The organism is Nocardia sp. CS682 (assembly GCF_004634405.1).
GTDB lineage: Bacteria > Actinomycetota > Actinomycetes > Mycobacteriales > Mycobacteriaceae > Nocardia > Nocardia ninae.
In genome coordinates, this window is the sequence record NZ_CP029710.1 from 463,789 (window position 1) to 487,439 (window position 23,651).

Annotated in this window: 21 protein-coding genes; 14 read left to right on the forward strand and 7 right to left on the reverse strand. The window is 67.3% G+C overall.

Annotated elements, in window-relative coordinates; translation table 11 throughout:
- Positions 1–4: 4 nt before the first annotated feature.
- A complete protein-coding gene (locus DMB37_RS02155; protein WP_135231199.1) occupies positions 5–2,449 on the reverse strand; it encodes an FAD-dependent oxidoreductase in 2,445 nt (814 codons plus the stop codon).
- Positions 2,450–2,644: 195 nt separating this feature from the next.
- Here DMB37_RS02155 and DMB37_RS02160 point away from each other — a divergent pair, with 195 nt between their 5' ends.
- From DMB37_RS02160 to DMB37_RS02170, 3 genes are read left to right on the forward strand one after another with little or no spacing between them, the layout of a single operon-like run.
- On the forward strand, positions 2,645–2,995 hold the full coding sequence (locus DMB37_RS02160) for a bifunctional 3-phenylpropionate/cinnamic acid dioxygenase ferredoxin subunit (RefSeq protein ID WP_135231200.1): 351 nt from the start codon (positions 2,645–2,647) through the stop codon (positions 2,993–2,995).
- Between the two features lie 49 nt (positions 2,996–3,044).
- Positions 3,045–4,208, forward strand: coding sequence for an NAD(P)/FAD-dependent oxidoreductase (locus DMB37_RS02165; protein ID WP_135231201.1), 1,164 nt, complete (start codon positions 3,045–3,047; stop codon positions 4,206–4,208).
- Between the two features lie 8 nt (positions 4,209–4,216).
- Positions 4,217–5,302 carry an S-(hydroxymethyl)mycothiol dehydrogenase gene (locus DMB37_RS02170; protein ID WP_135231202.1) on the forward strand — a complete coding sequence of 362 codons (1,086 nt, stop codon included), beginning with the start codon at positions 4,217–4,219 and terminating at the stop codon, positions 5,300–5,302.
- A 15-nt stretch (positions 5,303–5,317) separates the two neighbouring features.
- On the opposite strand, the gene DMB37_RS02175 is transcribed toward DMB37_RS02170, so the two are convergent.
- A complete protein-coding gene (locus tag DMB37_RS02175; RefSeq protein ID WP_135231203.1) occupies positions 5,318–5,977 on the reverse strand; it encodes a TetR/AcrR family transcriptional regulator in 660 nt (219 codons plus the stop codon).
- Between the two features lie 108 nt (positions 5,978–6,085).
- On the opposite strand from DMB37_RS02175, the gene DMB37_RS02180 reads away from it, so the two are divergent.
- The 7 genes from DMB37_RS02180 to DMB37_RS02210 all read left to right on the forward strand — a co-directional run bounded on the left by DMB37_RS02180 (position 6,086) and on the right by DMB37_RS02210 (position 13,639).
- Positions 6,086–6,439 carry a hypothetical protein gene (locus DMB37_RS02180; RefSeq protein WP_135231204.1) on the forward strand — a complete coding sequence of 118 codons (354 nt, stop codon included), beginning with the start codon at positions 6,086–6,088 and terminating at the stop codon, positions 6,437–6,439.
- A gap of 183 nt (positions 6,440–6,622) precedes the next feature.
- Positions 6,623–7,807 carry an ROK family transcriptional regulator gene (locus DMB37_RS02185; RefSeq protein WP_206055157.1) on the forward strand — a complete coding sequence of 395 codons (1,185 nt, stop codon included), beginning with the start codon at positions 6,623–6,625 and terminating at the stop codon, positions 7,805–7,807.
- Positions 7,808–7,829: 22 nt separating this feature from the next.
- Positions 7,830–9,335, forward strand: a complete 1,506-nt coding sequence (locus tag DMB37_RS02190; protein WP_135231205.1) for a sugar ABC transporter ATP-binding protein — start codon at positions 7,830–7,832, stop codon at positions 9,333–9,335.
- Complete coding sequence (locus tag DMB37_RS02195) at positions 9,332–10,372, forward strand: ABC transporter permease (RefSeq protein ID WP_240772205.1); 1,041 nt, start codon at positions 9,332–9,334, stop codon at positions 10,370–10,372. Before DMB37_RS02190 ends, DMB37_RS02195 begins: the two co-directional genes overlap by 4 nt.
- A gap of 20 nt (positions 10,373–10,392) precedes the next feature.
- Positions 10,393–11,439, forward strand: coding sequence for a substrate-binding domain-containing protein (locus DMB37_RS02200; RefSeq protein ID WP_135231206.1), 1,047 nt, complete (start codon positions 10,393–10,395; stop codon positions 11,437–11,439).
- 14 nt (positions 11,440–11,453) lie between these two features.
- A complete protein-coding gene (locus DMB37_RS02205; protein ID WP_135231207.1) occupies positions 11,454–12,617 on the forward strand; it encodes a Gfo/Idh/MocA family protein in 1,164 nt (387 codons plus the stop codon).
- On the forward strand, positions 12,614–13,639 hold the full coding sequence (locus DMB37_RS02210; RefSeq protein WP_135231208.1) for a sugar phosphate isomerase/epimerase: 1,026 nt from the start codon (positions 12,614–12,616) through the stop codon (positions 13,637–13,639). The genes DMB37_RS02205 and DMB37_RS02210 overlap by 4 nt, the downstream gene beginning before the upstream one ends.
- Position 13,640: 1 nt before the next feature.
- Here the strand turns inward: DMB37_RS02210 and DMB37_RS02215 are convergent, their stop codons facing one another.
- Positions 13,641–14,531 (reverse strand): hypothetical protein, encoded by an 891-nt coding sequence (locus DMB37_RS02215; protein WP_135231209.1) that lies wholly within the window; start codon positions 14,529–14,531, stop codon positions 13,641–13,643.
- A gap of 210 nt (positions 14,532–14,741) precedes the next feature.
- On the opposite strand from DMB37_RS02215, the gene DMB37_RS02220 reads away from it, so the two are divergent.
- The 3 genes from DMB37_RS02220 (at position 14,742) to DMB37_RS02230 (ending at position 18,719) form a co-directional block, all read left to right on the forward strand.
- The gene (locus tag DMB37_RS02220) at positions 14,742–15,905 is read left to right on the forward strand and encodes an aminotransferase class V-fold PLP-dependent enzyme (protein WP_135231210.1); all 1,164 of its coding nucleotides are present in this window, start codon (positions 14,742–14,744) and stop codon (positions 15,903–15,905) included.
- A gap of 122 nt (positions 15,906–16,027) precedes the next feature.
- The gene (locus DMB37_RS02225) at positions 16,028–17,491 is read left to right on the forward strand and encodes an NAD(P)/FAD-dependent oxidoreductase (RefSeq protein ID WP_135231211.1); all 1,464 of its coding nucleotides are present in this window, start codon (positions 16,028–16,030) and stop codon (positions 17,489–17,491) included.
- Between the two features lie 106 nt (positions 17,492–17,597).
- Positions 17,598–18,719 (forward strand): GGDEF domain-containing protein, encoded by a 1,122-nt coding sequence (locus DMB37_RS02230; protein ID WP_135231212.1) that lies wholly within the window; start codon positions 17,598–17,600, stop codon positions 18,717–18,719.
- Positions 18,720–18,728: 9 nt separating this feature from the next.
- Here DMB37_RS02230 and DMB37_RS02235 read toward each other — a convergent pair whose 3' ends face one another.
- Positions 18,729–19,778 carry an esterase family protein gene (locus DMB37_RS02235; protein WP_135231213.1) on the reverse strand — a complete coding sequence of 350 codons (1,050 nt, stop codon included), beginning with the start codon at positions 19,776–19,778 and terminating at the stop codon, positions 18,729–18,731.
- Between the two features lie 174 nt (positions 19,779–19,952).
- On the reverse strand, positions 19,953–20,471 hold the full coding sequence (locus tag DMB37_RS02240; protein ID WP_240772206.1) for a macro domain-containing protein: 519 nt from the start codon (positions 20,469–20,471) through the stop codon (positions 19,953–19,955).
- Between the two features lie 87 nt (positions 20,472–20,558).
- Here DMB37_RS02240 and DMB37_RS02245 point away from each other — a divergent pair, with 87 nt between their 5' ends.
- Positions 20,559–21,350 (forward strand): copper homeostasis protein CutC, encoded by a 792-nt coding sequence (locus DMB37_RS02245; RefSeq protein ID WP_135231214.1) that lies wholly within the window; start codon positions 20,559–20,561, stop codon positions 21,348–21,350.
- A gap of 51 nt (positions 21,351–21,401) precedes the next feature.
- On the opposite strand, the gene DMB37_RS02250 is transcribed toward DMB37_RS02245, so the two are convergent.
- Together DMB37_RS02250 and DMB37_RS02255 are read right to left on the reverse strand one after the other, a co-directional pair.
- Positions 21,402–22,310 carry a cutinase family protein gene (locus tag DMB37_RS02250; RefSeq protein ID WP_135231215.1) on the reverse strand — a complete coding sequence of 303 codons (909 nt, stop codon included), beginning with the start codon at positions 22,308–22,310 and terminating at the stop codon, positions 21,402–21,404.
- Positions 22,311–22,470: 160 nt separating this feature from the next.
- Positions 22,471–23,520: an acyl-CoA desaturase gene (locus DMB37_RS02255; protein ID WP_240772207.1), complete on the reverse strand. Its 1,050-nt coding sequence runs from the start codon at positions 23,518–23,520 to the stop codon at positions 22,471–22,473.
- Positions 23,521–23,651: the final 131 nt, after the last annotated feature.

The following is a 23,651-nucleotide window of genomic DNA, read 5'->3' on the forward strand; positions in this document are numbered from 1 at the left end:
GTCACTACCTCTTGATCCTGGACATCTCGGGATCCACCACCGGCTCGGTGTGCACCGAAGCGAGGTAGCGGGAGCCGAGATAGTCGACCTCGACGGTGTCGCCCACGGCGACCGCCGCGGGTAGCCAGGCATAGGCGACGCAGCGGCCGAGGGTGGTCGAGTAGCCCGCGCTGGTCACGTATCCCGCGCACGAGCCGTCCAGGTAAACCGGTTCTTTGCCGAGGACGACCGCCGAGGGATTCTCGAACACGATGCTGCGCAGCAGCTTTCCTGGCGGAGCGGCCTGTTCCAGGGCGCTCTTGCCGATGAAGTCGGGCTTGGTCATCCGCACCGCGAAGTCGAGACCCGCGGCGGCGGGCAGGTGCTCGGCGGTCATGTCGGTGCCCCAACTGCGGTAGCCCTTTTCGATGCGCAGGCTGTTGAACGCGATCCGGCCCGCCGCGATGACCTCGTGTGCGGCGCCTGCGGCCCACAGCAGGTCCCACAGCGCGTTGCCGTACTCCGCGGTCGCGTAGATCTCCCAGCCGAGCTCGCCGACGTAGGAGACGCGCAGCATGGTGACCGGGATGGCGCCGAGGTGGGTGTGCAGGGCCCGGAAGTATTTGAACGCCGCATGCGACAGATCATCGGAGCACAAAGGCTGCACCAGATCTCGCGCGTTCGGGCCCCACACGCCGATACAGCAGGTGCCGCCGGTGATGTCGCGCAGCAGCACCGATCCGTCGGCGGGCAGGTGCCTGGTGAACCAGTCGAAGTCCAGCGGACCGTTGGCGCCTACCTGGAAGCGTTGCGGACCGAGCCGGGCGACGGTGAGATCGCTGCGGATACCGCCTGTCTCGTCGAGCAGCAGCGCATAGGTCACCGAGCCGACGCTCTTGTCCAGATTGTTCGTGGTGAGCCGTTGCAGGAGGTCCAGCGCGCCCGGACCGGCGACCTCGTATCGGGTCAGCGGGGTCATATCGAACATCGCGACCCGCTCCCTGGTCCAGTGTGCCTCGGCGATGGCGATCGGCGACCAGAACTTGCTCGACCATTCGTCGCGTTCCGGGAACGGCAGCCCGTCGTCGCGAAGTCGTTGCGCCAGTTCAGCATTGACTTCATACCACGCGGGACGCTCCCAGCCGCCACCCTCGAAGAAGAACGCGCCTAGTTGCTCCTGGCGACCGTGGAACGGGCTGGTCCGCAGACCGCGGAGCGCGGTCCGATACTGGTGCGGATGGATGATGTCGTAGACCTCGACGAAGGCCTGCGAGCTCGTCTGCATGATGAATTCCCCGCTGCGCGCGGCGTCCTCGAAACGATAGAGATCGCACTCGTGCACGTCGGTGCCCGGCGCGCCGTCGATGATCCATTCCGCCGTCGCCTTGGCCACGCCGGCCGAATGGGTGACCCATACGGCCTCGGCAACCCAGAATCCCGCGAGTTCACGGTGTTCACCCATGATCGAAAAGCCGTCGGGGGTAAAGGAAAATATCCCGTTGAAACCTTCTTCCGGTTTCGAATCGCCGAGCGCCGGGAGCACTTTCATCGATTCCCGCCAGGCGGGCACGAAATCGGCCTCGGTGAAGGGCAGCATCGAGGGCATTGCTTCGCCGGCGGTCGCCGATGTCAGCGTGGACATGTCCACCGGCATCGGGGCGTGGCCGTAGTAGCCGATGCCCATGCGATCGCCGTGCTGGCGAAAATACAAATCTTGATCTTGGTGACGCAGGATCGGCAGGCTTGCGGCCCGGCCGCGGTCTGCCAGCGCGGCCAGCGGTCCGGTCTTGGCGTATTGGTGGGCCATCGGCACCAGCGGCACGACGAGGCCGACCTTTCGCGCCAGCTCCGCGCCCCAGAATCCCGCCGCGCAGACGACGATATCCGCGGCGAGCACGCCGTCGGCCGTCCGCACACCGACGACTCGGCCACCGCTCTCCTCGATGCCGAGCACCTCCTGGTTCGGCCGGAAACGCGCACCACGACCGGCCGCCGCCCGCGCCTGAGCCGCCGCGGCGTTCAGCGCGTTCGCCAAACCATCTGCCGGAGTGTGGAATCCACCGATAACCTGATCGACATCGAGCAGTGGATACCGGGCCGCGCATTCGGACGCATCCAGCAGGCGCCCCTCGATGCCCCACGACTGGGCCCAGCCCGCCTTGCGGTGCAGGTCGCGCCAGCGGTCCGGGGTGGTCGCCACCTCCAGGCCGCCGACCGGGTCGAAGGCTCGCCCGCCGGAATGATCGAGCGCGCCGAACTTTTCGGTGGTGTACCGGGCGAACTCGGTCATCGTCTTGGACGGGTTGGTCTGGAACACCAAACCCGGTGCGTGCGAGGTGGATCCGCCGGTACGAAAGAGTGGTCCCCGATCGAGCACGGTGATATCGGACCAACCGCGGGCGGTCATTTCGTCGGCGAGAGATGTCCCGACTATCCCGGCTCCGATGATGACAACTCTCGGGTTAGCCAAAGGGTGCCTCCGGTGTTGCTTGTAGCGCAACTAATTCTTATTACGCAACAAATAGTCCGCCTGCGGAGGCGCGCTGTCAACAGGTGGAAACCTGTTGTTCACAGGGCGATTCGGGGGTTGACGGCTGCCGTTAACCGGCGCACACTGTTGCGTATTGCGATATCAGTTGCGCTCTGAGCAACTCTTGGAGGGTTTATGGAATCCCTTGCGAAACAGACAGCCCCCTCCGGGACGGAACTGTTCGTCGCGCGCCTCGCGGACCTGCCGGTCGGCGAAGTCGCCACCGTGCGACCGGACCACGGCACGCCGATCGCGGTATTCCACACCGAGGAGGGCTTGTTCGCGATCGACGACACCTGCACCCATCAGGACGCGTCCCTCGCCGACGGCTGGGTGGATAACTGCACGGTCGAATGCCCGCTGCACGAATCGTGTTTCGATCTGCGCACCGGGCGGGTCTCGGGGCCACCGGCCAAGGTCGCGGTACGAACCTATGCGGTGCGGGTGCTCGACGGCGACGTCGTGGTCTCGACAGAGGCGTCATGAGTGCGTTGCGGTCGACGACGCACACGACGCTGCCGAGCGAGGCGCAGTCATGAGCGTGGTCGTCGTCGGCGCCTCGTTGGCCGGGTTCTCGCTGGTACGGGGGCTGCGCACGCATGGCTACGACGGCGATATCACCGTCATCGGCGATGAGGTACATCCGCCCTACGACCGCCCACCGCTGTCGAAAGAGTTCCTGCACGGCGATGTCGATATCGCCCTGGACGACGGCGCCGACGATCCCCGCACCCGCTGGCTGCTCGGCCGCCGCGCAGTCGGAATCACCTCGGCGGCAAGCGGTCCCGGCGTGACTCTGGACGATGGCACAGTGGTCGCCGGGCAATCGCTGGTGCTCGCCACCGGGGCCCGCGCTCGATCATTGCCCGGCGCACAGACACTCTCCGGTATCCATACGCTGCGCACCATCGATGACGCGCGCGCGATCCGCGCCTCCTTGCACACCGCACGCGCCGTGGTGATCGTCGGCGCGGGCCTGATCGGTGCCGAAATCGCCTCGACCGCCGCCACTCTCGGCGTGCAGGCGACCATCGTCGAACTCGCCACCGACCCACTCGCCGGTGTCTTCGGCCCACGCCTCGGGGCACTGTGCGCGGATCTGCACGCGGCCAACGGCGTCCGGTTACGCACCGGCATCGCCGTGGCCGAATTCGTGGGCGACGACCGCGTCAGCGCGGTCCGGCTGACCGACGGCACGCTACTCCCCGCCGATGCCGTGATCATCGGTATCGGCGCGATCCCCAACACCGAATGGGCACAGGACTCGCCGCTGCGCATCGGCGACGGCTTCGTCACGGATTCCCGCTGCCACACCACGGTTCCGGACATCTACGCCATCGGCGACTGCGCCCGCTCCTATCACGATGAGCTCGGCGCACTCCATCGTTGCGAGCACTGGTCGAACGCCACCGCGCAGGCCCGGATCGTCGCGGCCGCCCTGACCGGCGCACCAGCGGAGCCCGTTCCGTCCACCTATTTCTGGTCACGCCAGTACGGCCGGATGATCCAATTCGCCGGCTACCGCCGACCGGACGACGTGCTGCGCTTCGTCGACGGCGACCCGTCCACACCGTCGTGCACCGCAGTCTACGAACGCGACGGCGTACCCGTCGCCGTCTTCGCCATCGACAACGCACGCCTGTTCACCAGGTACCGCAAGCAGATCGAGCGGCGGCCCGCGGCCATCGCCACCCCGTAGGAGGATTTGTGCCCGAAACCGTTCGCGGCGTCATCGCCCGCCACATCGGCGTCCCGGTGGAGCTGGTCGACGTGGTGATCCCCGATCCCGGACCGCACGACGTCGTGGTACGCGTGCAGTCGTGCGGGGTGTGCCACACCGACCTGCACTACCGGGAGGGCGGCATCAACGACGAATTCCCGTTCCTGCTCGGCCACGAGGCGGCGGGCATCGTGGAGATCGTCGGGGAATCCGTCACCCACGTGTCCGTAGGCGATTTCGTCATCCTGAACTGGCGGGCGATCTGCGGCGAATGCCGCGCGTGCCGCCGCGGGCGTCCCTGGTACTGCTTCGACACGAGCAATGCCAGCAGAAGCATGACGCTCACCGACGGCACCGAGCTCACCGCGGCTCTGGGCATCGGCGCGTTCGCCGACAAGACGCTCGTCCACGAAAAACAGTGCACCAAAGTCGATCCCGCCGCCGACCCGGCCGTCGCCGGACTGCTCGGCTGCGGCGTGATGGCGGGCATCGGCGCGGCGATGCACACCGGCAATGTCTCGCGCGGGGACAGCGTGGCGGTGATCGGCTGCGGCGGTGTCGGCGATGCCGCGATCGCCGGCGCACGGCTGGCCGGGGCCGCGACCATCATCGCGGTCGACCGCGATCCACGAAAACTCGCCTGGGCCAAGCAGTTCGGCGCCACCCACGAGATCGACGCGAGCGCCGAGGACGTGGTCGAGCGGATCCAGGAACTCACCGACGGCTTCGGCGCCGATGTGGTGATCGACGCCGTCGGCCGCCCGGAGACCTGGAAGCAGGCCTGCTACGGCCGCGACCTGGCGGGCACCGTCGTGCTGGTCGGCGTGCCGACCCCGGAGATGATCCTCGAGCTGCCGTTGATCGACCTCTTCTCGCGCGGCGGCGCGTTGAAATCCTCCTGGTACGGCGACTGCCTGCCCGAGCGTGACTTCCCGATGTTGATCGACCTCTACCGCCAGGGCCGACTCCCCCTGGAACGCTTTGTCACCGAACGCATCTCACTCGACGAGGTGGAAAAGGCCTTCGCCGCCATGCACCACGGCGACGTGCTGCGCTCGGTCGTAGTGTGGTGACGAGCCCGGCTCCGGTCAGCGTGGCGGCAAGAGCCCGTTCACTATGGCCGCCAGCCCTTTCCGATGCGTATCGCGGTAGGTCAGCTCACCCCACTCGTCGGCGATCGCGGCGAGCGTGGGCAGCTCTTCGGCATCGAGCCGATCCATGGCCGGGTCGATAGCCGTCTCGAGCCGCGACTTCCGGCGCTCCCGGTTCACCCGGATGATGAGGTCGCCCACGATGTAGTACCAGATGGTGCGGTACACGTCGACGGCTTCCTCGGTGCTGCACCCGCAGTCCACAGCAGCGGCCACCATCAGCTCGACCATCCCCATCGCCGAGGGCACGAACAGCGGGTCGGAGGTCAATACCTCGATGATCCACGGACGCTCGGCGAGGCCTTCGTACAGGGCACAGGCGACTTCGAGGAGCCGCTCCCGCGGGTCATCGGAGTACTCCCGCCGCGGGATATGCCGGGCATGCGACTCCAACAGCAGCAGCAGGAGTTCGTCCTTGTCACGCACATGGTGATACAGCGCCATCGGCGTGCTGCCCAGTTCCTTCGCCAACCGCCGCATCGAGAGGCCGTCGGCCCCTTCGGTCCGCAGCAGTCGATCGGCAGCGACGACAATGGCGTCCTGCGACAGCCGCGGTGGTCGGCCCACCTTTCCCTTGCGATCCGTTTCTCCGGGCATCGGTCCATCTTCCCCTTCGCCGGTCGCCCCTGAAATCAGGGGCGGTCCGTCGCCTGTGCTGAAGTGGGCGCTGCCACCTGTCGGATCGGATCGGATCGGGAGAGCTTGATGAACGTTGCCGGCCCCACGGAAAGCGTCGTGGTCTTCATGGTGGGGCCCGACCCCGACGACGGCTTCCTCGCCATGGTGCAGACGCAGGACGACCACGCGGTGCGGTGCGCCTGGCAGAAATTGGTCGCAGAGCACAACATTCGGGCCGAGCAGGTGACCGCCGTGGTCGCGGAATGGCAGCCGTCGGCGGCGGACACCGCGTTCATCGAGCAGACATTCGGCGAGGTCGACCTGTCCTACCTGTTCGACCGTCCCGCGGCAGACGGCTGGGCTGCCGCGTTCGCCGCCGCGCGGGCCGCGCTGCAAGCCGAGATCGAGCGCCGCGACGCGGATCCGACCACGATGATGTGATCGGTCAGACGCCCTCGCCCCCAGGCTGATCGTCGGCCACGCAGCACGTTCGTCCCACTGGTCTCCTGGCATCGACTGCTTTGTCCTGTCAGAGAACAAACTTCGTCTCGATTTACCGAAAGCACCTCCGGAACTTGCGGAAGTGCGGTTGAATTCGCTCAGTTGCAGAGAAAGAAGCATCTGATGCGGATCGCGGCACGACCTGAAAATGCCCACCAGGCCCGGATTTTGCGGTTGCTGCGGGATCGCGGGCCGCAGTCGCGGTCGGAACTCGGTCAGCCGATGGAGCTGTCCAGGTCCAAGCTCGCGGTCGAACTCGATCGGCTCACCGCGCTCGGGCTGATCGAAGCCGGCGGGTTGGCGGCCTCCAGCGGCGGCCGACGTTCGGCGATCGCCATGCTGGCGTCGGGTCTGCGTTTCGCGGCCATCGATATCGGCGCGACGTCCATCGACGTCGCGGTGACCGACGGGGAGCTGCGCGTGCTCGGGCAGCTGTCCGAGCCGGGTGATATCCGGCAGGGTCCGGCCGCGGTGCTGGAGCGGGCGCTCGATCTGCTCGGCAAACTCCGCGCCGACCCGAGCATGTCCGGGCGGCTACACGGGGCAGGTGTCGGCGTGCCCGGCCCGGTGAGCTTCCGGGACGGCATGCCGGTCGCGCCGCCGATAATGCCGGGCTGGCACCGCTTTCCGGTGCGCGAGGCCATCGCGCAGGAGCTCGGCTGCCCGGTGCTGGTCGACAACGATGTGAACATCTTGGCGCTCGGCGAGATGCAGGCCGGCTCAGCACATTCGGTGGCGGATTTCCTGCTCGTCAAGGCTGGCACCGGGATCGGCTGCGGCATCGTCGTCGACGGCGGCATCTACCGCGGCGTGTCCGGCAGCGCCGGCGATATCGGCCACCTGCGGATCACCGACGACGGCCCGGTCTGCGCCTGCGGCAACAGCGGCTGCCTCGAGGCCTACGCCGGTGGCGCCGCGTTGGCCAGAGAAGCCACCGCCCGCGCCGCGCGGTCACCGTTCCTGACCGACCGCCTCGCCACCGCGGGCGCACTCACCGCGACCGACCTGGCCGACGCCGCCGCAGCGGGAGACCCGTTGGCGGTGGCCATGATTCGGGATGCGGGCACCCATCTCGGGACCGCGCTGGCCGGGTTGGTCAGCTTCTTCAACCCGGGGCTGGTGGTGATCGCGGGCGGACTCACCGGGTTCGGCCATCCGCTGCTCGCGGAGATCCGCAGCGTGGTCTATCGCAGGTCGTCGCCGCTGGCCACCGGCAATCTGCCGGTCGTGCTCTCCGAGCTCGCCGAGCTCGGCGGCGTGATCGGCGCGGCGCGGCTCATCAGCGATCACATCTTCAGCGTCGCCTGACCACACGGCAAGGAACTCGGCCATGAACACCGTGCTGACCATGCGGGGCATCGTCAAGGACTTCCCCGGCGTGCGCGCCCTCGACCACGTCGACCTCGACGTCCGCGCCGGCGAGGTGCACTGCCTGCTCGGCCAGAACGGCGCGGGCAAGTCCACCCTGATCAAAGTGCTTGCCGGAGCGCATCATCCGGACGCCGGCGAGCTGCACTGGCTCGGCGCACCGGTGCGACTGTCCGGCCCCGCCGCCGCCACCCGGCTCGGCATCGCCACGATCTACCAGGAATTGGATCTGTGCGACGGCCTCGACATCGCCGAGAACATCTTCCTCGGGCACGAACAGGCGCGGGCCGGATTCACCCGCCGCGGGTCGACCGCCCGCGCCGCGACCGCCCTGCTCGACCGCCTCGGGCACGGGGAGCTGCGGCCGGACACGATAGTCGGCACCCTGCCCGCGGCGGCCAAGCAGGTGGTCAGCATGGCGCGGGCACTGTCCTACGACGCCCGCCTCATCGTGATGGACGAACCCTCCGCCGCGCTCGGCAACGACGAGGTGACCAACCTCTTCCGCATCATCGATCAGTTGCGCGCCGACGGTGTTGCCGTCGTGTACATCTCGCATCGGCTGGACGAGATCCGCACCATCGGCGACCGGATCACCGTGTTGAAGGACGGTCGCACCGTCGCCACCGGACTACCCGCCCGCACCACCGGCACCGACCAGGTCGTCGCGCTGATGACCGGCGGCAATGGTGCCGAAAAGCTGCTCGCGCAACAGCCTTCGTATGCCGAGGATGCCGCCGAGGTGCTCCGGGTGACCGGACTCGGTCTGGCCGGGCGGTTCCGGGACATCTCGTTCGCGGTGCGCGCAGGCGAAATCGTCGGCCTCGCAGGCTTGGTCGGCTCGGGCCGCTCGGAAGTGCTGGAAACGATCTACGGCGCACGGCCCGCGTCGACGGGGCTGGTCGAGGTCGACGGTAACCGGGTCCGGCCGGGCAGCACGACCGCGGCGGTGGCCGCCGGGATGGGATTGGCGCCCGAGGAGCGCAAATCGCAGGGGTTGTTTCTGCTGGAATCAGTGGGGCGCAACATCTCTGCCGCGTCACTGCCGCGCTATTCGCGGTTCGGCTGGTTCGACCGCCGCAGGGAACGCGCGGAGACCGGCGGCGTGCTCGCTCGCGTCGGCGTTCGCCCCGCCGACCCGAACTACCCCGTGCGTGGCCTCTCCGGTGGCAATCAGCAGAAGACGGTACTGGCCCGCTGGCTGCTGGAGGACTGCCGGGTGCTGCTGCTCGACGAGCCGACCCGCGGGGTCGATGTCGGTGCCCGCGCCGACGTGTACGCGCAGGTCCGTGGGCTCGCCGAACGGGGTGTCGCGGTGCTGATGGTGTCCAGCGACCTGCCCGAACTGCTCGGGCTGGCCGACCGGGTGCTGGTCCTGCGCGACGGCGAGATCATCCACGCGGCGGCCGCGGCCGAGCTCACCGAGCCCGACATCATCGCCATGATCATGGAAGGGAGTGCGCTGTGACCGAACGCATCCGCAGCACACCCACGGTTCGCGCCGAGGCGAAAACACCGGCGGTGGACGGTGATCCGCCGCCCACGAGCCGACGCAAGGCCGGACGCGGCGAACTACGCAAGCACCTGACGCTGATCGTCGCGCTCATCGCGCTATTGCTCGTCGGCGCCTTGACCAAGGGCGAGGACTTTCTCAGCACCGGCAATATGATCACCATCCTGACCCTGGCGTCGGTGATCGGCGTGGTGACCGTCGGCATGACGTTCGTGATCATCGGCGGCGGCATCGACCTCTCGGTCGGCGCGATCATCGCGTTGGCCTCGGTCTGGTGCACCACCACCGCCACCCAGTCCTACGGCGTGGCCGGGATGGTGCTGTGCGCGCTACTCGTCGGCCTCGGCTGCGGAGTGCTGAACGGGGCGCTCATCGCCTACGGCCGATTAGTACCGTTCATCGTCACGCTGGCCATGATGGTGGCCGCGCGCGGGCTGGCCGAGCAGATCTCCGGGCGGCAATCGCAGCTCGTCACCACCGACTTGCTCGCCCTCGCGCAGAACCGGGTGCTCGGCATCCCCCTGCTGGTCTACCTGTTCGTGGTGGTGGTCGCGATCGGCTGGATCGTATTGGAGCGCACCACCTTCGGCCGACGCAGCGCGGCGGTGGGCGGCAATCCGGAGGCGGCCCGGCTGGCCGGGATCGACGTGCGCAGGCACACCCTGCTCCTCTACGCGGCGTCGGGATTGTGCTGCGGTATCGCCGCCGTCATGCTCACCGCGCAGACCACCACCGGCACCAGCACCAACGGTCAGCTCTACGAGCTGGACGCGATCGCCGCGGTGGTCATCGGCGGCACGCTGCTCAGCGGCGGCTTCGGCACCATCACCGGCTCGATCCTCGGCGTGCTCGTCTTCACCGTGATCGAGGACCTGTTCATCCTCAACAACCTCGAACAACCCATCCAGGCGATCGGCAAGGGCGCCATCATCGTGGCCGTCCTGCTGTTCCAGCGCTTCGGTCGCGCCCGCGCGGTCCCCACCCTCACCTGAACTCTTCACCAAGGAACATCATGGGCTCCACACACTCGCTCCCCCGTCGCGGCATCCTGCTCTCCGGCCTGGCCGCAGGCGCAGGCGTCCTCGCCGCCGCGTGCACCTCGAACGACACCACCGCCAGCACGCAGGTAGCCGGTGGTACCGGCGACAACTCGGCTGCCGGAAAGCAAGTGCGCGTGGGGTTTTCCGCGCCCGCCGCCGACCACGGCTGGACCGCGGCGGTCACCCGCAACGCGCGGGCGCAGGCCGAGAAATTCGCCGACGTCACGCTGAACGTCACCGAGGGCACCAACGACGTCAGTCGCCAGATCGAGCAGGTGCAGTCGATGATCAACCAGAAGGTCGACGTGCTCGTGGTGTTGCCGTTCGACGGCAACGCGCTCACCGAGGTGGCGAAGAACGCGATGGCCGCCGGGATTCCGGTGATAAACCTGGACCGGGTCTTCGCCTCGGCGCTGGCCTACCGTACCTGGATCGGTGGCGACAACTACGGCATGGGCGTCAACGCAGGCACGTTCATCGTCCGCAAGATGAAGGACGCGGGTATCGCCGATCCGGTGATCGTGGAGATCGCGGGCATCGACAATCTCCAGCTCACCCAGGAGCGCAGCCGAGGTTTCCAGGACGCCCTCACCGCCGCCGGATTCCGCGTCGCGGCAAGGCAATCCACCGATTTCACCGCCGCCGGCGGTCAGCAGGTCGCCAGCCAGATGCTGCAGGCGACGAAGAAGATCGACGCGATGTGGAACCACGACGACGACCAGGGCATCGGCGTGCTCGGCGCGATCAAGCAGGCCAACCGATCCGGTGAATTCGTCATGGTCGGCGGTGGTGGCTCGGCCCAGGCCATGCGCGAGATCCAGGCGGGCAACTCGCCGCTGCAAGCCACTGTGCTCTACAGCCCGGCGATGGCCTCCTCGGCGGTCGCGCTCGCCCGGCTGCTCGGGCAGCGCCGGGCCCTCGGTGATCTCGCCGAACACGATGTGCCCGCGAAGATCACCACATTCTCCGCGGTGGTCACCAAGGACAACGCCGAACAGTACCTAGCGAACGGCTACTGACCGATCGGAGCCAGATGACCTCGACAGACCGCCGCACGCTCGGTATCGGGATGGTCGGCCACGCCTTCATGGGGCGCGCCCATTCGCATGCCTGGCGCAGTGTGGACGCGTTCTTCGACCTGCCGTGGCGGCCGGTGCCCGTCGTGCTCGCGGGGCGCGACGCCGATCGGGCCTCGGTCGCGGCCGCCCGGCTCGGCTGGTCCGGCGCGGTGGGCGACTGGAAACAGTTGCTCGACCGCGACGATGTCGATCTCATCGATATCTGCACGCCCGGTGACAGCCATGCCGAAATCGCCATTGCCGCTTTGCAAGCCGGCAAACACGTGCTGTGCGAGAAGCCGATGGCCAACACCGTCGCCGAGGCGGAGTCGATGGCCGCCGCCGCCGAGCAGGCCGCGACTCGCGGGGTCCGGTCGATGGTCGGGTTCAGTTATCGGCGGGTGCCCGCGCTGGCGCTGGCCCGAAATCTGGTGGCGCAGGGGCGAATCGGCACCGTCCGGCATGTGCGGGCGCTGTATCTGCAGGATTGGCTTGCCGATCCGGGCGCACCGCTGACCTGGCGGCTCGATCGACGGCGCGCCGGGTCGGGGGCGCTCGGCGATATCGGCGCGCACATCATCGACGCCACCCAGTTCGTCACCGGAGAGACGCTGACGGGGGTTTCGGCGTTGCTGGACACGTTCGTCACCGAACGCCCGCTGCCGGACGGGGGCGGCCGCGGTCCGGTCACGGTGGACGACGCCGCGCTGTTCCTCGGGCGGCTCTCCGGCGGCGGCCTGGCGTCGTTCGAGGCGACCAGGGTGGCGGCCGGGCGCAAGAACTCGCTTCGCCTGGAGCTCAACGGCACCCACGGCAGCCTGGCCTTCGACCTGGAGTCGATGAACGAGTTGTGGTTCCACGACCACACCGAAGAACCGGAAACCGCCGGGTTCCGCCGCATCCTGGTGACCGAACCGCAGCACCCCTACACCGGAGCCTGGTGGCCCGCCGGGCACGGGCTCGGATACGACCACACGTTCACCAACGAGGTGGCCGATCTGGTGATCGCGATCGCGGCGGGCAAAGACCCGAGCCCCGGCTTCGCCGACGGACTCGCAGTGCAGCGGGTACTCGCGGCGGTCGAGGCCAGCGCGGCGGACGACGGGCGCTGGACCGTCATCGGAGGAGGACAACCATGAGACCGATCACGCTGTTCACCGGGCAGTGGGCCGACCTGCCGTTCGAGGAGGTGTGTCGGCTCGCGGCGGAATGGGGTTACGACGGGCTCGAAATCGCCTGCTCGGGCGATCACTTCGAAGTCGACAAGGCGCTCGCCGATCCCGATTACTCGGCACGCAAGCGCAAGACCCTTGAGCGACACGGACTACAGGTTTTCGCCTTGTCCAATCACCTTGTCGGTCAGGCGGTCTGCGATCATCCGATCGATGAGCGGCACCGAGCCATTGTGCCGCAGCGTATCTGGGGCGACGGTGAGCCGGAAGGTGTGCGCAGGCGCGCGGCCGCCGAAATGGCCGATACGGCGCGGGCGGCCGCGCGGCTGGGCGTGCGCACGGTCGTCGGCTTCACCGGATCGAGTATCTGGCACACCCTCGCGATGTTCCCGCCGGTGCCACCGGAGACCATCGAACGCGGCTACCAAGACTTCGCGCAGCGGTGGCATCCGATCCTCGACGTGTTCGACGCCGAAGGAGTCCGCTTTGCACACGAGGTGCATCCCAGCGAGATCGCCTACGACTACTGGACCACCGTGCACACCCTGGCCGCCATCGATCACCGCCCTGCCTTCGGGTTGAACTGGGACCCTTCGCATTTCATCTGGCAGGACCTCGATCCGGTCGCCTTCATCCTGGACTTCGCCGACCGCATCTACCACGTGGACTGCAAGGACACCAAGGTCCGCTGCGGCGACGGCCGCCGCGGCCGCCTGTCCTCCCACCTACCGTGGGCCGACCTGCGCCGCGGCTGGGACTTCGTGTCCACCGGCCGCGGCGATGTGCCGTGGGAGGACTGCTTCCGCGCCCTCAATGCCATCGGCTACACCGGACCGATCTCCATCGAATGGGAAGACGCGGGCATGGATCGTCTCGCAGGCGCCCCCGAAGCCCTCGCCTTCGTCCGCCGCCTCAACGCCATCACTCCACCGAGCGCCTCGTTCGACGCGGCATTCAGGTCCGACCGCCCCTCTGTGACGGAGAGCTGATTTACACGTCCGCAGTTTCCAGTTGGGATACATTGCCGAACACCGCGACCGCGACGGCTCCGCCGATGGCCAGGACGAAGCCGGCACCGACGAGCCATTCGAGGCCGGGGCGCGCGGTGTCGCCGAGGACGAGTACGCCGACGATGCCGGGAATGACGGTCTCACCGACCACCAGTGCTGCGGTGGCGCCGTTCACCGAACCCAGTTGCAGCGCAACGGTGTGCAGGTAGAAGCCGCCGATGCCGGCGATCGCGATGGTCCAGGCGGCGGGGTCGGCGAGCAGGGTCGGGATGTCCAACGGGTCGATTCCGTGCACGATGCGCACCGCGATTGCCAAGGCGCCGAACAGCATTCCGGCGGCCAAGCCCGCGGCCACTGCGCCCCTGGAGCCGAGGCGGCGCACCACCAGTTGACTGCCGGCGAACAACACCACCGAGCCGATCAGGACGCCCCAGTGCATCACCGGGTTGTCGCTGCCACCACCTTCGTGGCCTGCGGCCCCGCCGAGTGCGGCCAGCGCGAGGATCACCGTGCAGATCGCCAGCCAGTCGCGCAGGTGCAGGCGGATGCCGAGGATGAAGATGCCCAGCACCGCGGTGACGATCAGGTTCGCGCTCATGATGGTCTGGGAAAGGAACAGCGGGATCAAGCGTGCAGACACCGCGTTACCCGCGAAACCGACGACGTCGAGCACGCTGCCGACGATGAACCACACCGTCAATGCCGCGGCCACCGTGGAGGCAACGGTCGGTGCACCGGTCTCGGTGACCTGCCCACCCACCCCATACTCCAGCGCCACCGCAGCCGACCGGCGCGCGGCATACGCCTGCAAGACCGACCCCAACCCATATCCCACGCAGGCAAGTAGTGCGGCGATCAAACCGATCAGCATGCGATCAGTCCCACCAGCGGCACGCTCGTCGTTTCGATCACGATCGACCATAACGTTCGCAGACCAAAGGATCTTCCACCGGCACCGCGCCACCCGGCCGAACCGGACAATTACCCACCCGCCGCAACAAGTGGACGCGATGCCCGCTTGAGTCGTACCCTTCGAGTAACAGAAATGGACATGCTGTCCGCTTGATCCGGAGGTAATGCGATGCCCGCGACCGGCGCCACCACTGCCCTTCCCCGCGAACACTTCCCGGCCGCGCGCCGCTGGTCCTATCTCAATCACGCCGGAATCAGCCCGTTGCCCCAGCCTGCGGTCGACGCGATGCACCGGCGCGCGACCGAGGTTTCCCTGGACGGTGAGTTCACCTACCCGGCGCACAGTGCCGAGATCGAACGGGTGCGTTCGTCGGCCGCACGACTGATGGGGGTGCCGTCGACCGATATCGCGTTCGTCAAGAACACCACCACCGGACTCGGCATGGTCGCCAACGGTCTGGACTGGTCCCCCGGCGACCGCGTGGTCGTGCCGGATCTGGAATTCCCGTCCACGCTCTACCCCTGGCTGGCGCTGGCCGATCGGGGTGTTCGGGTGGATCGGGTCCAGCCCGAAGGCCCCGGCGGAAAACTCACCACGGCGGCGTTCGCAGACCGGATCCAGGCCGGACCGCCACCGAAGCTGGTCGTCACCAGTTGGGTCCAGTTCGGCCGCGGCTGGCGGGTCGATCTCGCGGAACTGGGCCGGGTGTGCCGCGAGGCTGGCGCCTTGTTGTGCGTGGACGTCATCCAGGGGCTCGGCGTGATTCCCGCCGAATTGGACGCCTGGGGTGTCGATTTCGCGATGGCCGACGGACACAAGTGGCTGCTCGGGCCCGAAGGTTGCGGCGTGCTGTACGTGCGGGGCTCGCGACTGGAGTTGCTGCGGCCGCTGGAGCCCGGGTGGAATTCGGTGGCGCACCGCGAGGAATGGGACAACCTCGAGCTGGTATTCGACGACACCGCACGGCGTTTGGAAGGCGGCATGCCGAATGTGACCGGTATCGCCGCCCTCGGTGCATCGATCGATCTCCTGCACGCGGCGGGCGTCCCGGCGATCTGGTCGCATGTCGATCGCCTGTGCGAGCTGGCGTGCTCGGGTCTCGCGGCGGTCGGCGCGACCGTTTTATCGGACCGGTCATCCGAGGGACGGTCCGGGATCGTCGCCGTTCATCCCGGTGGCCTGCCGATTCCCTTGCTGGCCAAGCAATTACAGGCGGAGGGTATCGCGGTGTCCGCGCGTGCGGGCGGGCTGCGCATCTCCCCGCACGGGTACAACAACGAACACGACATCGAGCGGTTGGTCGACGCCGTAGCCAGAGCGACGCGCGCCTGACGTCGGCACATCCCGCCGTCCGGACCGCGCGGAACTGTTTTCCAACTGGACCGTCCCGGAACTTCGGTGCCGCATACTCAGGGCACGCGCGGCCCCGCGTTCGTCGACCCGTAGGAGTCCTCATGGATCTCGCGGCACCCGTCTGCATTGTCGGTGCCGGCCAGAGCGGGATTCTGGCGGCGGCGAAACTGCGCGAACTCGGGTTCGAGAACATCGATATTCTCGAGGCAAGCTCGGAGCTCGGCGGCTACGCGCAGACCGTCGAGGTCGAGGGTGAAATCTATGATTTCCAAGCGCATCTCGTCGCCCAGCAGGACTTCGGCGAGGATATGACGGGCACCGCCATCCACGAGTTGATGCGAAGGCATCCGGTCCGGACGCAGCCCGAAGCGCTGTATTTCGTCGGCAGATCCGAGTCCGGTAAGCCGCAACTGGCGGTGCCGCCACATTTCCTTCCGCTGTTCCGGACCCTGACCCCGGAGCAGGCGGTCGACCAGCTGATCGAGGCCTGGACCATCCTCGAGCAGGCGATCCGGAACAGGACCGCGCCGGGGCCGGGCGGATTGGCGTTCGATCGGATTCCCGGCGAGACCTGGGAGACGTACCGGGCGCGCCACGCACCGCTGGTCGGCGAGGTCTTGCAGGGTTTGGCGATCTACGCCAACATGCGTCGACCGCGCCAGCCCGCCGAGACCATCATCAACATCAACGCGCACATCTGCGGACACGTCTCGCAGCTGGCAAAGCTGATCCTGTCGCTGTATCCCTCGGAGAAGCAGGCGCTGCTGGCGCGGATGCCGGCTTCATTGGTCGCGCAGATGGGTTCACGCCGACCGGTCAGCGTGAGCTTTCCGCAGGGGTTCGTCAGTTTCCTGCGCCAGGTGCTCGATGACCATCGGCTCGCGGTCACGGTGAACAGTCGGGTAACCGGAATCGAACCTGTTCCCGCAGAAGGGGTTCGGGTCACCTACACGGTGGACGGCGCACCGCGCAGCGCAATCTACTCGCGGGTGGTGGTGACCACGCGCGCCACCCAGATCCGAGAGATCTTCCGCACCGGCGAGATCCATGAGCTGTTCGCCGAACGGAACTGTCCGCGGGCCTGGACGCGCAGCTATCTCATCCGGGTGCCGGAGGAGATCCTCGCCTTCCCGCGGCGACCGGATTCGCCTGAGCCCCTGGGGTTCTGGGTGATCGACCCGTACGGCAGCTATACCGACACCGATCCCGAACAGGCCAGGCACCGCATCACCGCGGCCAACAAGCAGCACCCAGGCCCGTACTGGGTGTGCTTCAGCAATTCCGACACCTCGATATCGGACGCGCAAGCCTGGTCCCTCGCCAAGGAGAGCCTGTTCCTGTTCCCCGACCCGCAGTTGGTCGCCGAGACCATCGCCGAATGGCCTGCGTACCCGAGTGCGGCCGCGGTCCGTGCGGGCTGGTTCGACCGCATAGCGGACATTCAGGGCAGACACGGCATCTACTTCGTCGGTGAAATCTTGTCGGGTCCCACCGCCGAGTGCATCAGCTCGTTCATCTGGGACGTGATTCCGCGGTGGTTCGCGCCGCTCGCCGACAACCAGTAGGACGCCTGACCGGATCTACCGCTTCCGTAGACCCCGCATTTTCTTTGATACTTTGGTTGGCGAACTTCCAGTTACCGGAGATTTGCCAGCGTAAGGCGGTGGATCGGTGACCAACAGTCGAGCGATGGTGCGCGCCTGGTGGCGATACCGGGTCGATTACCGGTGGCTGATCGACACGCTCGAATCCCACTCCGCGCTCGGACCGTTGAAAACCATGCTCGGGTCCGGGGGCATCGTCCTCGGGTTGATCACGGTGCTGGCGCTGATTTCCCATGCGGGCCAGACCGGGACCGTCGGCGATATGCAGGCCATCGTTGTGGTCGGGCTCGCCGGGGTATGGACGCTGCGCTGGTGGTTGTTGCCGTGGCCGAGCGAGATCGAGTCGCTGCTGTGGGTCGCCGGGGTGGACATCGCCATCACCGCCAACAATGTGATGATCCAGGATCGCCTGCTCGGCGCGATGGGGTGCGTGCTGCTGGTGACCACCGGCGGATACATCACCATCTTCCACGGTCCGCAGGTGCTGGCACTGCATGTCGGCTGGTCCGTGGTCTCGATCGTGGTGTTGGCGACGATGATGGTTCTCGGCATGCCGCCGGGCACGGGCCACGGGAAAGGCGATGTCGCGCTCGGCTTGGTGGTCGTGCTCGTCGTGCTCGCGGTGACCGTCGTGGTGCTGCCGGTCGTGCACTTCTGTAGCTGGCTGCTGCGGGTGGACGCGCTGTCGGACCCGCTGACCAGGCTGTTGAACCGGCGTGGTCTCGAATCGCACCTGCCCCGGTTCTTCGGCCCGCGCAGCCGCGGCGGCGTCTATGTGGTGACGCTGGACCTGGATCGGTTCAAGTCCGTCAACGACACCTTCGGGCATTCGTTCGGCGACGAGGTGCTCATCCGGACGGCCGACTGTTTGCGGGCGGCGGCGCGACCCGACGCGATCGTCGTGCGCACCGGCGGAGAGGAGTTCATGGTCGTCGGCCACCTGCACGGTGAATCCATCGGTGCCGTCGCCGAGCGGCTGCGGCATGCGGTCGAGTCGATGCCCGGCCTGCCGAGCCCCATCACCGCCAGCGTCGGGGCCGCGGAATTCGAACCCGTCCGGACTTACGGGCCGCATCCCGCAGCGATCCATCGCATCGTGTTCCGCAGTTCGGACGCGGCCATGTATCGGGCGAAGCAATTGGGCGGCAACGCCGTGGTGATCGCCGACCAGCACGACGCGCTCGAATAGTTCAGCCGGTCACTGGTTTTCCGCAGCGACCGGCGTATCCAGCTGTTTGACCAGCCACGCCAGCGACATCGGATAGCGGTAGTCGATGCCGCCGTGTTTGGCGTCGAACAGTTCGAAGGCGATGATGTCCGACGGCACTCCGTTGTCCAGCAATGCCTGCCGGAAGGCCTCGGCACCGATATCCAGGTACCACTCGTCCTGCGTGCCGCCGTCGATCCAGATCGCCCGCATCGAGCGCATGGCCTCGGCGTACTTCGGCACCATGCGGACCGGGTCCCGTTCCAGCCAACGTTGCCAGACATCGGGTTTCAGCACGCCGGTGCGCGGATCGAAAGGCAGCTCCGGTCGTCCGTCCGGACCCGGCGTGAAGCAGGCCGTAACCCCGTACAACAACAGCAGATCCTGATCTTCGGGCTTGGTGAAGGACACCCGCTGCTGAAACTCCGCCCACCACCGATGAATATCGCCGTCGTACGGGCGAAGCTGACGCACCGCGGCCGCGAAGCCCGGCAGGTAGCAGTACTCGTAGAGTGCGTCACCGGCGTGCGTCGCCAAGGCGCCGAACAGATCCGGCCGCAGCATCGGCGTGATCATCGCGCCGAATCCGCCACTGCTCTTGCCCATGATGCCGCGGTGATCACTATCGGCGACCGTGCGATAGTGCGCATCGACCCACGGCACGATCTCATCGCACAGGTACGAGTGGTACGGCCCCGTCCCCACCGAGTCCACGAACTGGCTACCCCCATAGGCAGTCCACGCATCGACATACACCACGATGGCAGGCGGCGCCTCCCCCGTCGCGAACACCTCATCGGCGGTCTCGGTGAACGGACGGCGAAACGCCATCCGATTCCGCCACATCTGGACATGCCCGGTATAGCCCTGAATCACATAGACCGTCGGATACCGCCGATCCCCCGCCTCTTCGTAACCCGGTGGCACATAAACCCACAACGGCCGCTCGTGCGGATCCCGCAACGGATTGTCCCGCAGCAACACACTGTCGAAGACATGTTCATCGAGACGTCCGGCGAGCTCAGCAGACCAAGGCAACATCCCTGCGACGCTAGTCGCGCGCCACCCCATCCGCCTCCGTATTTTGCGACGATGGTCGGCATCGGCTGGAACACCACCTCTTTCGCCGCAAATAGCGGGTGCCGCTGCACCGCGTCTGCATCCATGACGGTTCGACGACCTGCCGATTTGGGTTGCGGCACCTCGTGATCCGGGTTATCGGTGTGGGTTCTCTTCCACCGCCAGATCGTCTGTTCGGGTTGCTTCGACAAGCAAGTCATGGGTTGCCTGGTCGAAGGCCACCAGGCGGATCAGGGAAACGGTGGTTCGCGTGGACCGGATCGTCGCAACGGCGATCCGCGCGGCCGAAGCGGGCGGAAACCCGTAGACCCCGGTGGCAACGGCCGGAAACGCAATACTCCGGACCTGCAGTTCGTCGGCCACCTGAAGGCAACGCCGATAGCACGACGCCAACGTGTCGGCCTCACCGTAGGCCCCGCCATCCCACACCGGCCCGACGGTGTGGATCACGTACTTGACCGGTGGTTCGAGGTCGAACGCCGGTGTCGCCATCGCATCGCCCGGCAGGCACGGTGCGATCGCAGCACCTGCCTGGGCCAGTCGCGGCCCGGCCGCCTGGTGAACCGCCCAGTCGACACCGCCACCGCCCAGCAGCGATTCGTTCGCCGCGGTGACTATGGCATCCACGGTCTCGTCGGTGATGTCGCCGAGCACTACCTCTATCAGGGTCACGTTCCTATCGTGGCACCGGTCCAGGCTCCGCCGCGCGTGTGCAGATCAGCGGCATACACCGCGCCCACCATGCTGGTATCTATCGAGTCGGTGCCGCTTGCGGGGATACTCGCTGGGGTGCGGATAGAGATCAGTGTCGAGTCGATCGCCGGGGTGCGGGTTGCTGCGAGGGCGGGGGCGGATCGGGTCGAGTTGTGTGCTGGGCTTTCTGATGGGGGGTTGACGCCGAGTGTGGCGCTGATCGAGCGGGCGGTGGTATGGGGAATCCCAGTGCACGTGCTTGTTCGGCCGCGGCCGGGTGACTTTCACTATGCAGCTGAGGAAGTTTCGGTGATGGTCGGGGATATTGCGGCGGCTCGGGCGGCTGGAGCCGAGGGGGTCGTGGTCGGGGCGCTGGATTCGTCGGGTGCGCTCGATCCGGCGTGTGCGGCGTTCGTGGAGGCGGCGGAAGGTTTGGAGGTCACGTTGCACCGTGCGATCGATGTCAGTGCTTCTTCGCAGCGGGCGTTGGACGACGCGATCGGATTCGGCTTCACCCGGGTGCTGACTTCGGGGCGGCAGCGCTCCGTGCTGGATGGTGCACCGTTGATCAAAGAGCTGGTGCGGCAGGGTTTCGGGGCGATCGAGGTGATGGCGTGCGGTGGCGTGCGCGCGGCCAATGCCGTTCGAGTGATCGAGGCTACCAGTGTCGCGGACCTGCACGCTGCCGTTCGTGTGCCGGTGCCCGGAGCTACCGGCGGCGCGGTGTCGTTCGCGGGAGTCGGTGTGCCCCAAGGCTTCGATCGTTTCGAGACCGACCCCGACGAGGCCGCCGCGCTGTGCGCGGTCATCCGTGACCGGAACCAGTTGCCCAGCAAGTAATTCAACCCAGCGAGAAAACCGGTCCGGTGACAACACCGGACCGGTCTCGAATCACCTGCGGGTCGCCTCGATCAACCGCTGCCGCAACCAGGTCAGCGGCGTGGCTCCCCCGCCGATGGCGTAACCGGGGTAGCTCTGGTGGATACCGGACTTCAGGAAGTCGTCGACCTGCCGTTTGCGCTCTTCATAGGCCGAATTGTTGAGCTGGTCGGCAAGCAACCCGAGTCCGCCTGCGGCGAGCGCGTCGGCGATGAGTTCGTTCGCCTGCTGCTGGTAAATGTCGAACATGGCGGGGTTGGGGTTGGAGATCTGCGCGAAGAAGCCGGCGAAGCGTGCGGCGAAGTCGCCGTCGGGGGTGGCGCAGTACAGATCGCCTGGGGCACAGAAGGTGTAGGTCTGCGGGCTGAGCCAGCCGAAGCCGCCGAGGCGCGGACCGCCGGCGCCGGCGCCCGCGACGGGCGGGCCGATGAGGGTGTCGGTGGGCGAACGACGCGGATCGGAGACGAGTCCGACCAGCTCGACGCGGTTGGGCGGCACGACACCGAGCCCGGTGCCGATCTCCGCGGCGACGTCACCGGCGGCATCCGCGCCCTGGCTGTAGCCGAGCAGCGCGAATCGGGTGTTGTCACAACGCTGTGCCATCGCGCCGAGCAGGGCGCGCGCACCCTTGACGGCTTCCTGCTTGGAGCGACCGTACACGTCGCCCTCCCACGGGAACGCGGTCGCCGGGTACGCGACGTAATCGGTGCGGACATTGCCGGGCAGGTTGTCGGCGGCCGCGGCGAGGATTCCCTTGCCGGGCTCGGCATTCGAGGTCTCCCAGGTACCGGGTATCGCCACGACATACAGGTCAGGGCAGTCCTGCGGTGCGGCGTGCGCGGTCGATGCGACGCCGACCGGTAGTGCGGCCGTGACCATCGCTGCCGCGCATGCGGCGGTGTGCTTCCATCGCGAAACCATCGTGTACTCCGTGTTCACTGCCGGGTGGGTGCCCGGTCGGCGATGGCGCTCCGTGTCCGCTCGAGCGCCGATGACTGTCTTTCTTCAGGTGGTCATGTCGTCGGGAACGTCCCCGTACCTGGGAACAGTGTCCCCAGAAAGTCCGTCTGACGCCAGCGGTTCAAAGACTACGTTGCCCGTCGGCGAATCGGCCTGCCGTATTCAGGTGCCGCAGCGCCTGTGCGTAGGAGTCGAGCAGGCTGGTCTGGCAGTACGGCACACCGAGTTCGGCGCAGAATTCGATGACCATCGGCTGGGCCCGGCGCAGGTTGGGCCGGGGCATGGACGGGAAGAGGTGGTGTTCGATCTGGTAGTTCAGTCCGCCCAGCGCGGTATCGACGACGGCGCTGCCGCGAACATTGCGGGAGGTCAACACCTGTCGGCGGAGAAAGTCGGTGGCATCGTCTTCGTTCAGCATTGCCATGCCTTTGTGGTTGGGTGCAAACGTGCAGCCCATGTAGAAACCGAACAGGCCTTGCTGCACCAGGATGAACACCACCGCCTTGCCCGGCGACAGCACCAGGAACGCCGCTCCGAGGAATCCGGCGAAGTGCGCCGCGAGCAGCACGCCCTCCCACCCGCGATGCGGGATCGGCCAGCGGAACACCGCGCGGACGCTCGAGTAGTGCAGGCTGCCCGCCTCGAGCAAGAGCAACGGAAAGAACAGCCAAGCCTGGTACCGGAAGATCAGGCGCCGAAGGCCTTTACCGGTGCGCGCGCGGTCACCGGAGTGCGCCAGGATTCCCATCACGTCGGGGTCGGCGCCCTCGGTGTTCGGATGCGCGTGGTGCCGGTTGTGATTGCTGGTCCACCAGCCGATGCTCAACCCGGTGGCGAGATTGCCTGCGATCAGGCCGAACACGTAGTTGCCCCGCCGTCCGGCGAAGATCTGCCGATGCCCGGCATCGTGGCCGAGGAAGGCGAGCTGGGCGAACACCGCCGCGAGGAACACCGCGACGGCCAGCTGCCACCACGAGTCGCCGAGGAAGAAGAACGCCGTCCACCCGGCGACGAATGCCCCGGCCGTGATCGCACTCTTCCAGGCGTAGTAGCGCACCTGCCGGTCGAGCAGTCCCGCCTGACGTATCCGGCGCATCAGCACCGCGTACTCGCTGCCCCGCACCGGCGGCATCGGTGCCGAGGCCTGCGTGGTCGGCGGCGGCGCATCCACGACCGCACTCGACGCGGCAGCGAATCCCGGCGCCGGGCCGGTAGATGTTCCTGTGACCACGGGCGCCTACGCATCCTGCTAGCAGTGGTGTTCCTTGGGCACTAACTGTCGTCTACGAAGCAGCGGCCACC

Excerpts from the sequence above, each read along its gene's own strand:
- DMB37_RS02160 (WP_135231200.1), top strand. The coding sequence starts at position 2,645 with ATGGAATCCCTTGCGAAACAGACAGCCCCCTCCGGGACGGAACTGTTC.
- DMB37_RS02165 (WP_135231201.1), top strand. The coding sequence starts at position 3,045 with ATGAGCGTGGTCGTCGTCGGCGCCTCGTTGGCCGGGTTCTCGCTGGTA.
- DMB37_RS02175 (WP_135231203.1), bottom strand. The coding sequence starts at position 5,977 with ATGCCCGGAGAAACGGATCGCAAGGGAAAGGTGGGCCGACCACCGCGG.
- DMB37_RS02180 (WP_135231204.1), top strand. The coding sequence starts at position 6,086 with ATGAACGTTGCCGGCCCCACGGAAAGCGTCGTGGTCTTCATGGTGGGG.
- DMB37_RS02185 (WP_206055157.1), top strand. The coding sequence starts at position 6,623 with ATGCGGATCGCGGCACGACCTGAAAATGCCCACCAGGCCCGGATTTTG.
- DMB37_RS02190 (WP_135231205.1), top strand. The coding sequence starts at position 7,830 with ATGAACACCGTGCTGACCATGCGGGGCATCGTCAAGGACTTCCCCGGC.
- DMB37_RS02200 (WP_135231206.1), top strand. The coding sequence starts at position 10,393 with ATGGGCTCCACACACTCGCTCCCCCGTCGCGGCATCCTGCTCTCCGGC.
- DMB37_RS02205 (WP_135231207.1), top strand. The coding sequence starts at position 11,454 with ATGACCTCGACAGACCGCCGCACGCTCGGTATCGGGATGGTCGGCCAC.
- DMB37_RS02210 (WP_135231208.1), top strand. The coding sequence starts at position 12,614 with ATGAGACCGATCACGCTGTTCACCGGGCAGTGGGCCGACCTGCCGTTC.
- DMB37_RS02215 (WP_135231209.1), bottom strand. The coding sequence starts at position 14,531 with ATGCTGATCGGTTTGATCGCCGCACTACTTGCCTGCGTGGGATATGGG.
- DMB37_RS02220 (WP_135231210.1), top strand. The coding sequence starts at position 14,742 with ATGCCCGCGACCGGCGCCACCACTGCCCTTCCCCGCGAACACTTCCCG.
- DMB37_RS02225 (WP_135231211.1), top strand. The coding sequence starts at position 16,028 with ATGGATCTCGCGGCACCCGTCTGCATTGTCGGTGCCGGCCAGAGCGGG.
- DMB37_RS02235 (WP_135231213.1), bottom strand. The coding sequence starts at position 19,778 with ATGTTGCCTTGGTCTGCTGAGCTCGCCGGACGTCTCGATGAACATGTC.
- DMB37_RS02245 (WP_135231214.1), top strand. The coding sequence starts at position 20,559 with ATGCTGGTATCTATCGAGTCGGTGCCGCTTGCGGGGATACTCGCTGGG.
- DMB37_RS02250 (WP_135231215.1), bottom strand. The coding sequence starts at position 22,310 with ATGGTTTCGCGATGGAAGCACACCGCCGCATGCGCGGCAGCGATGGTC.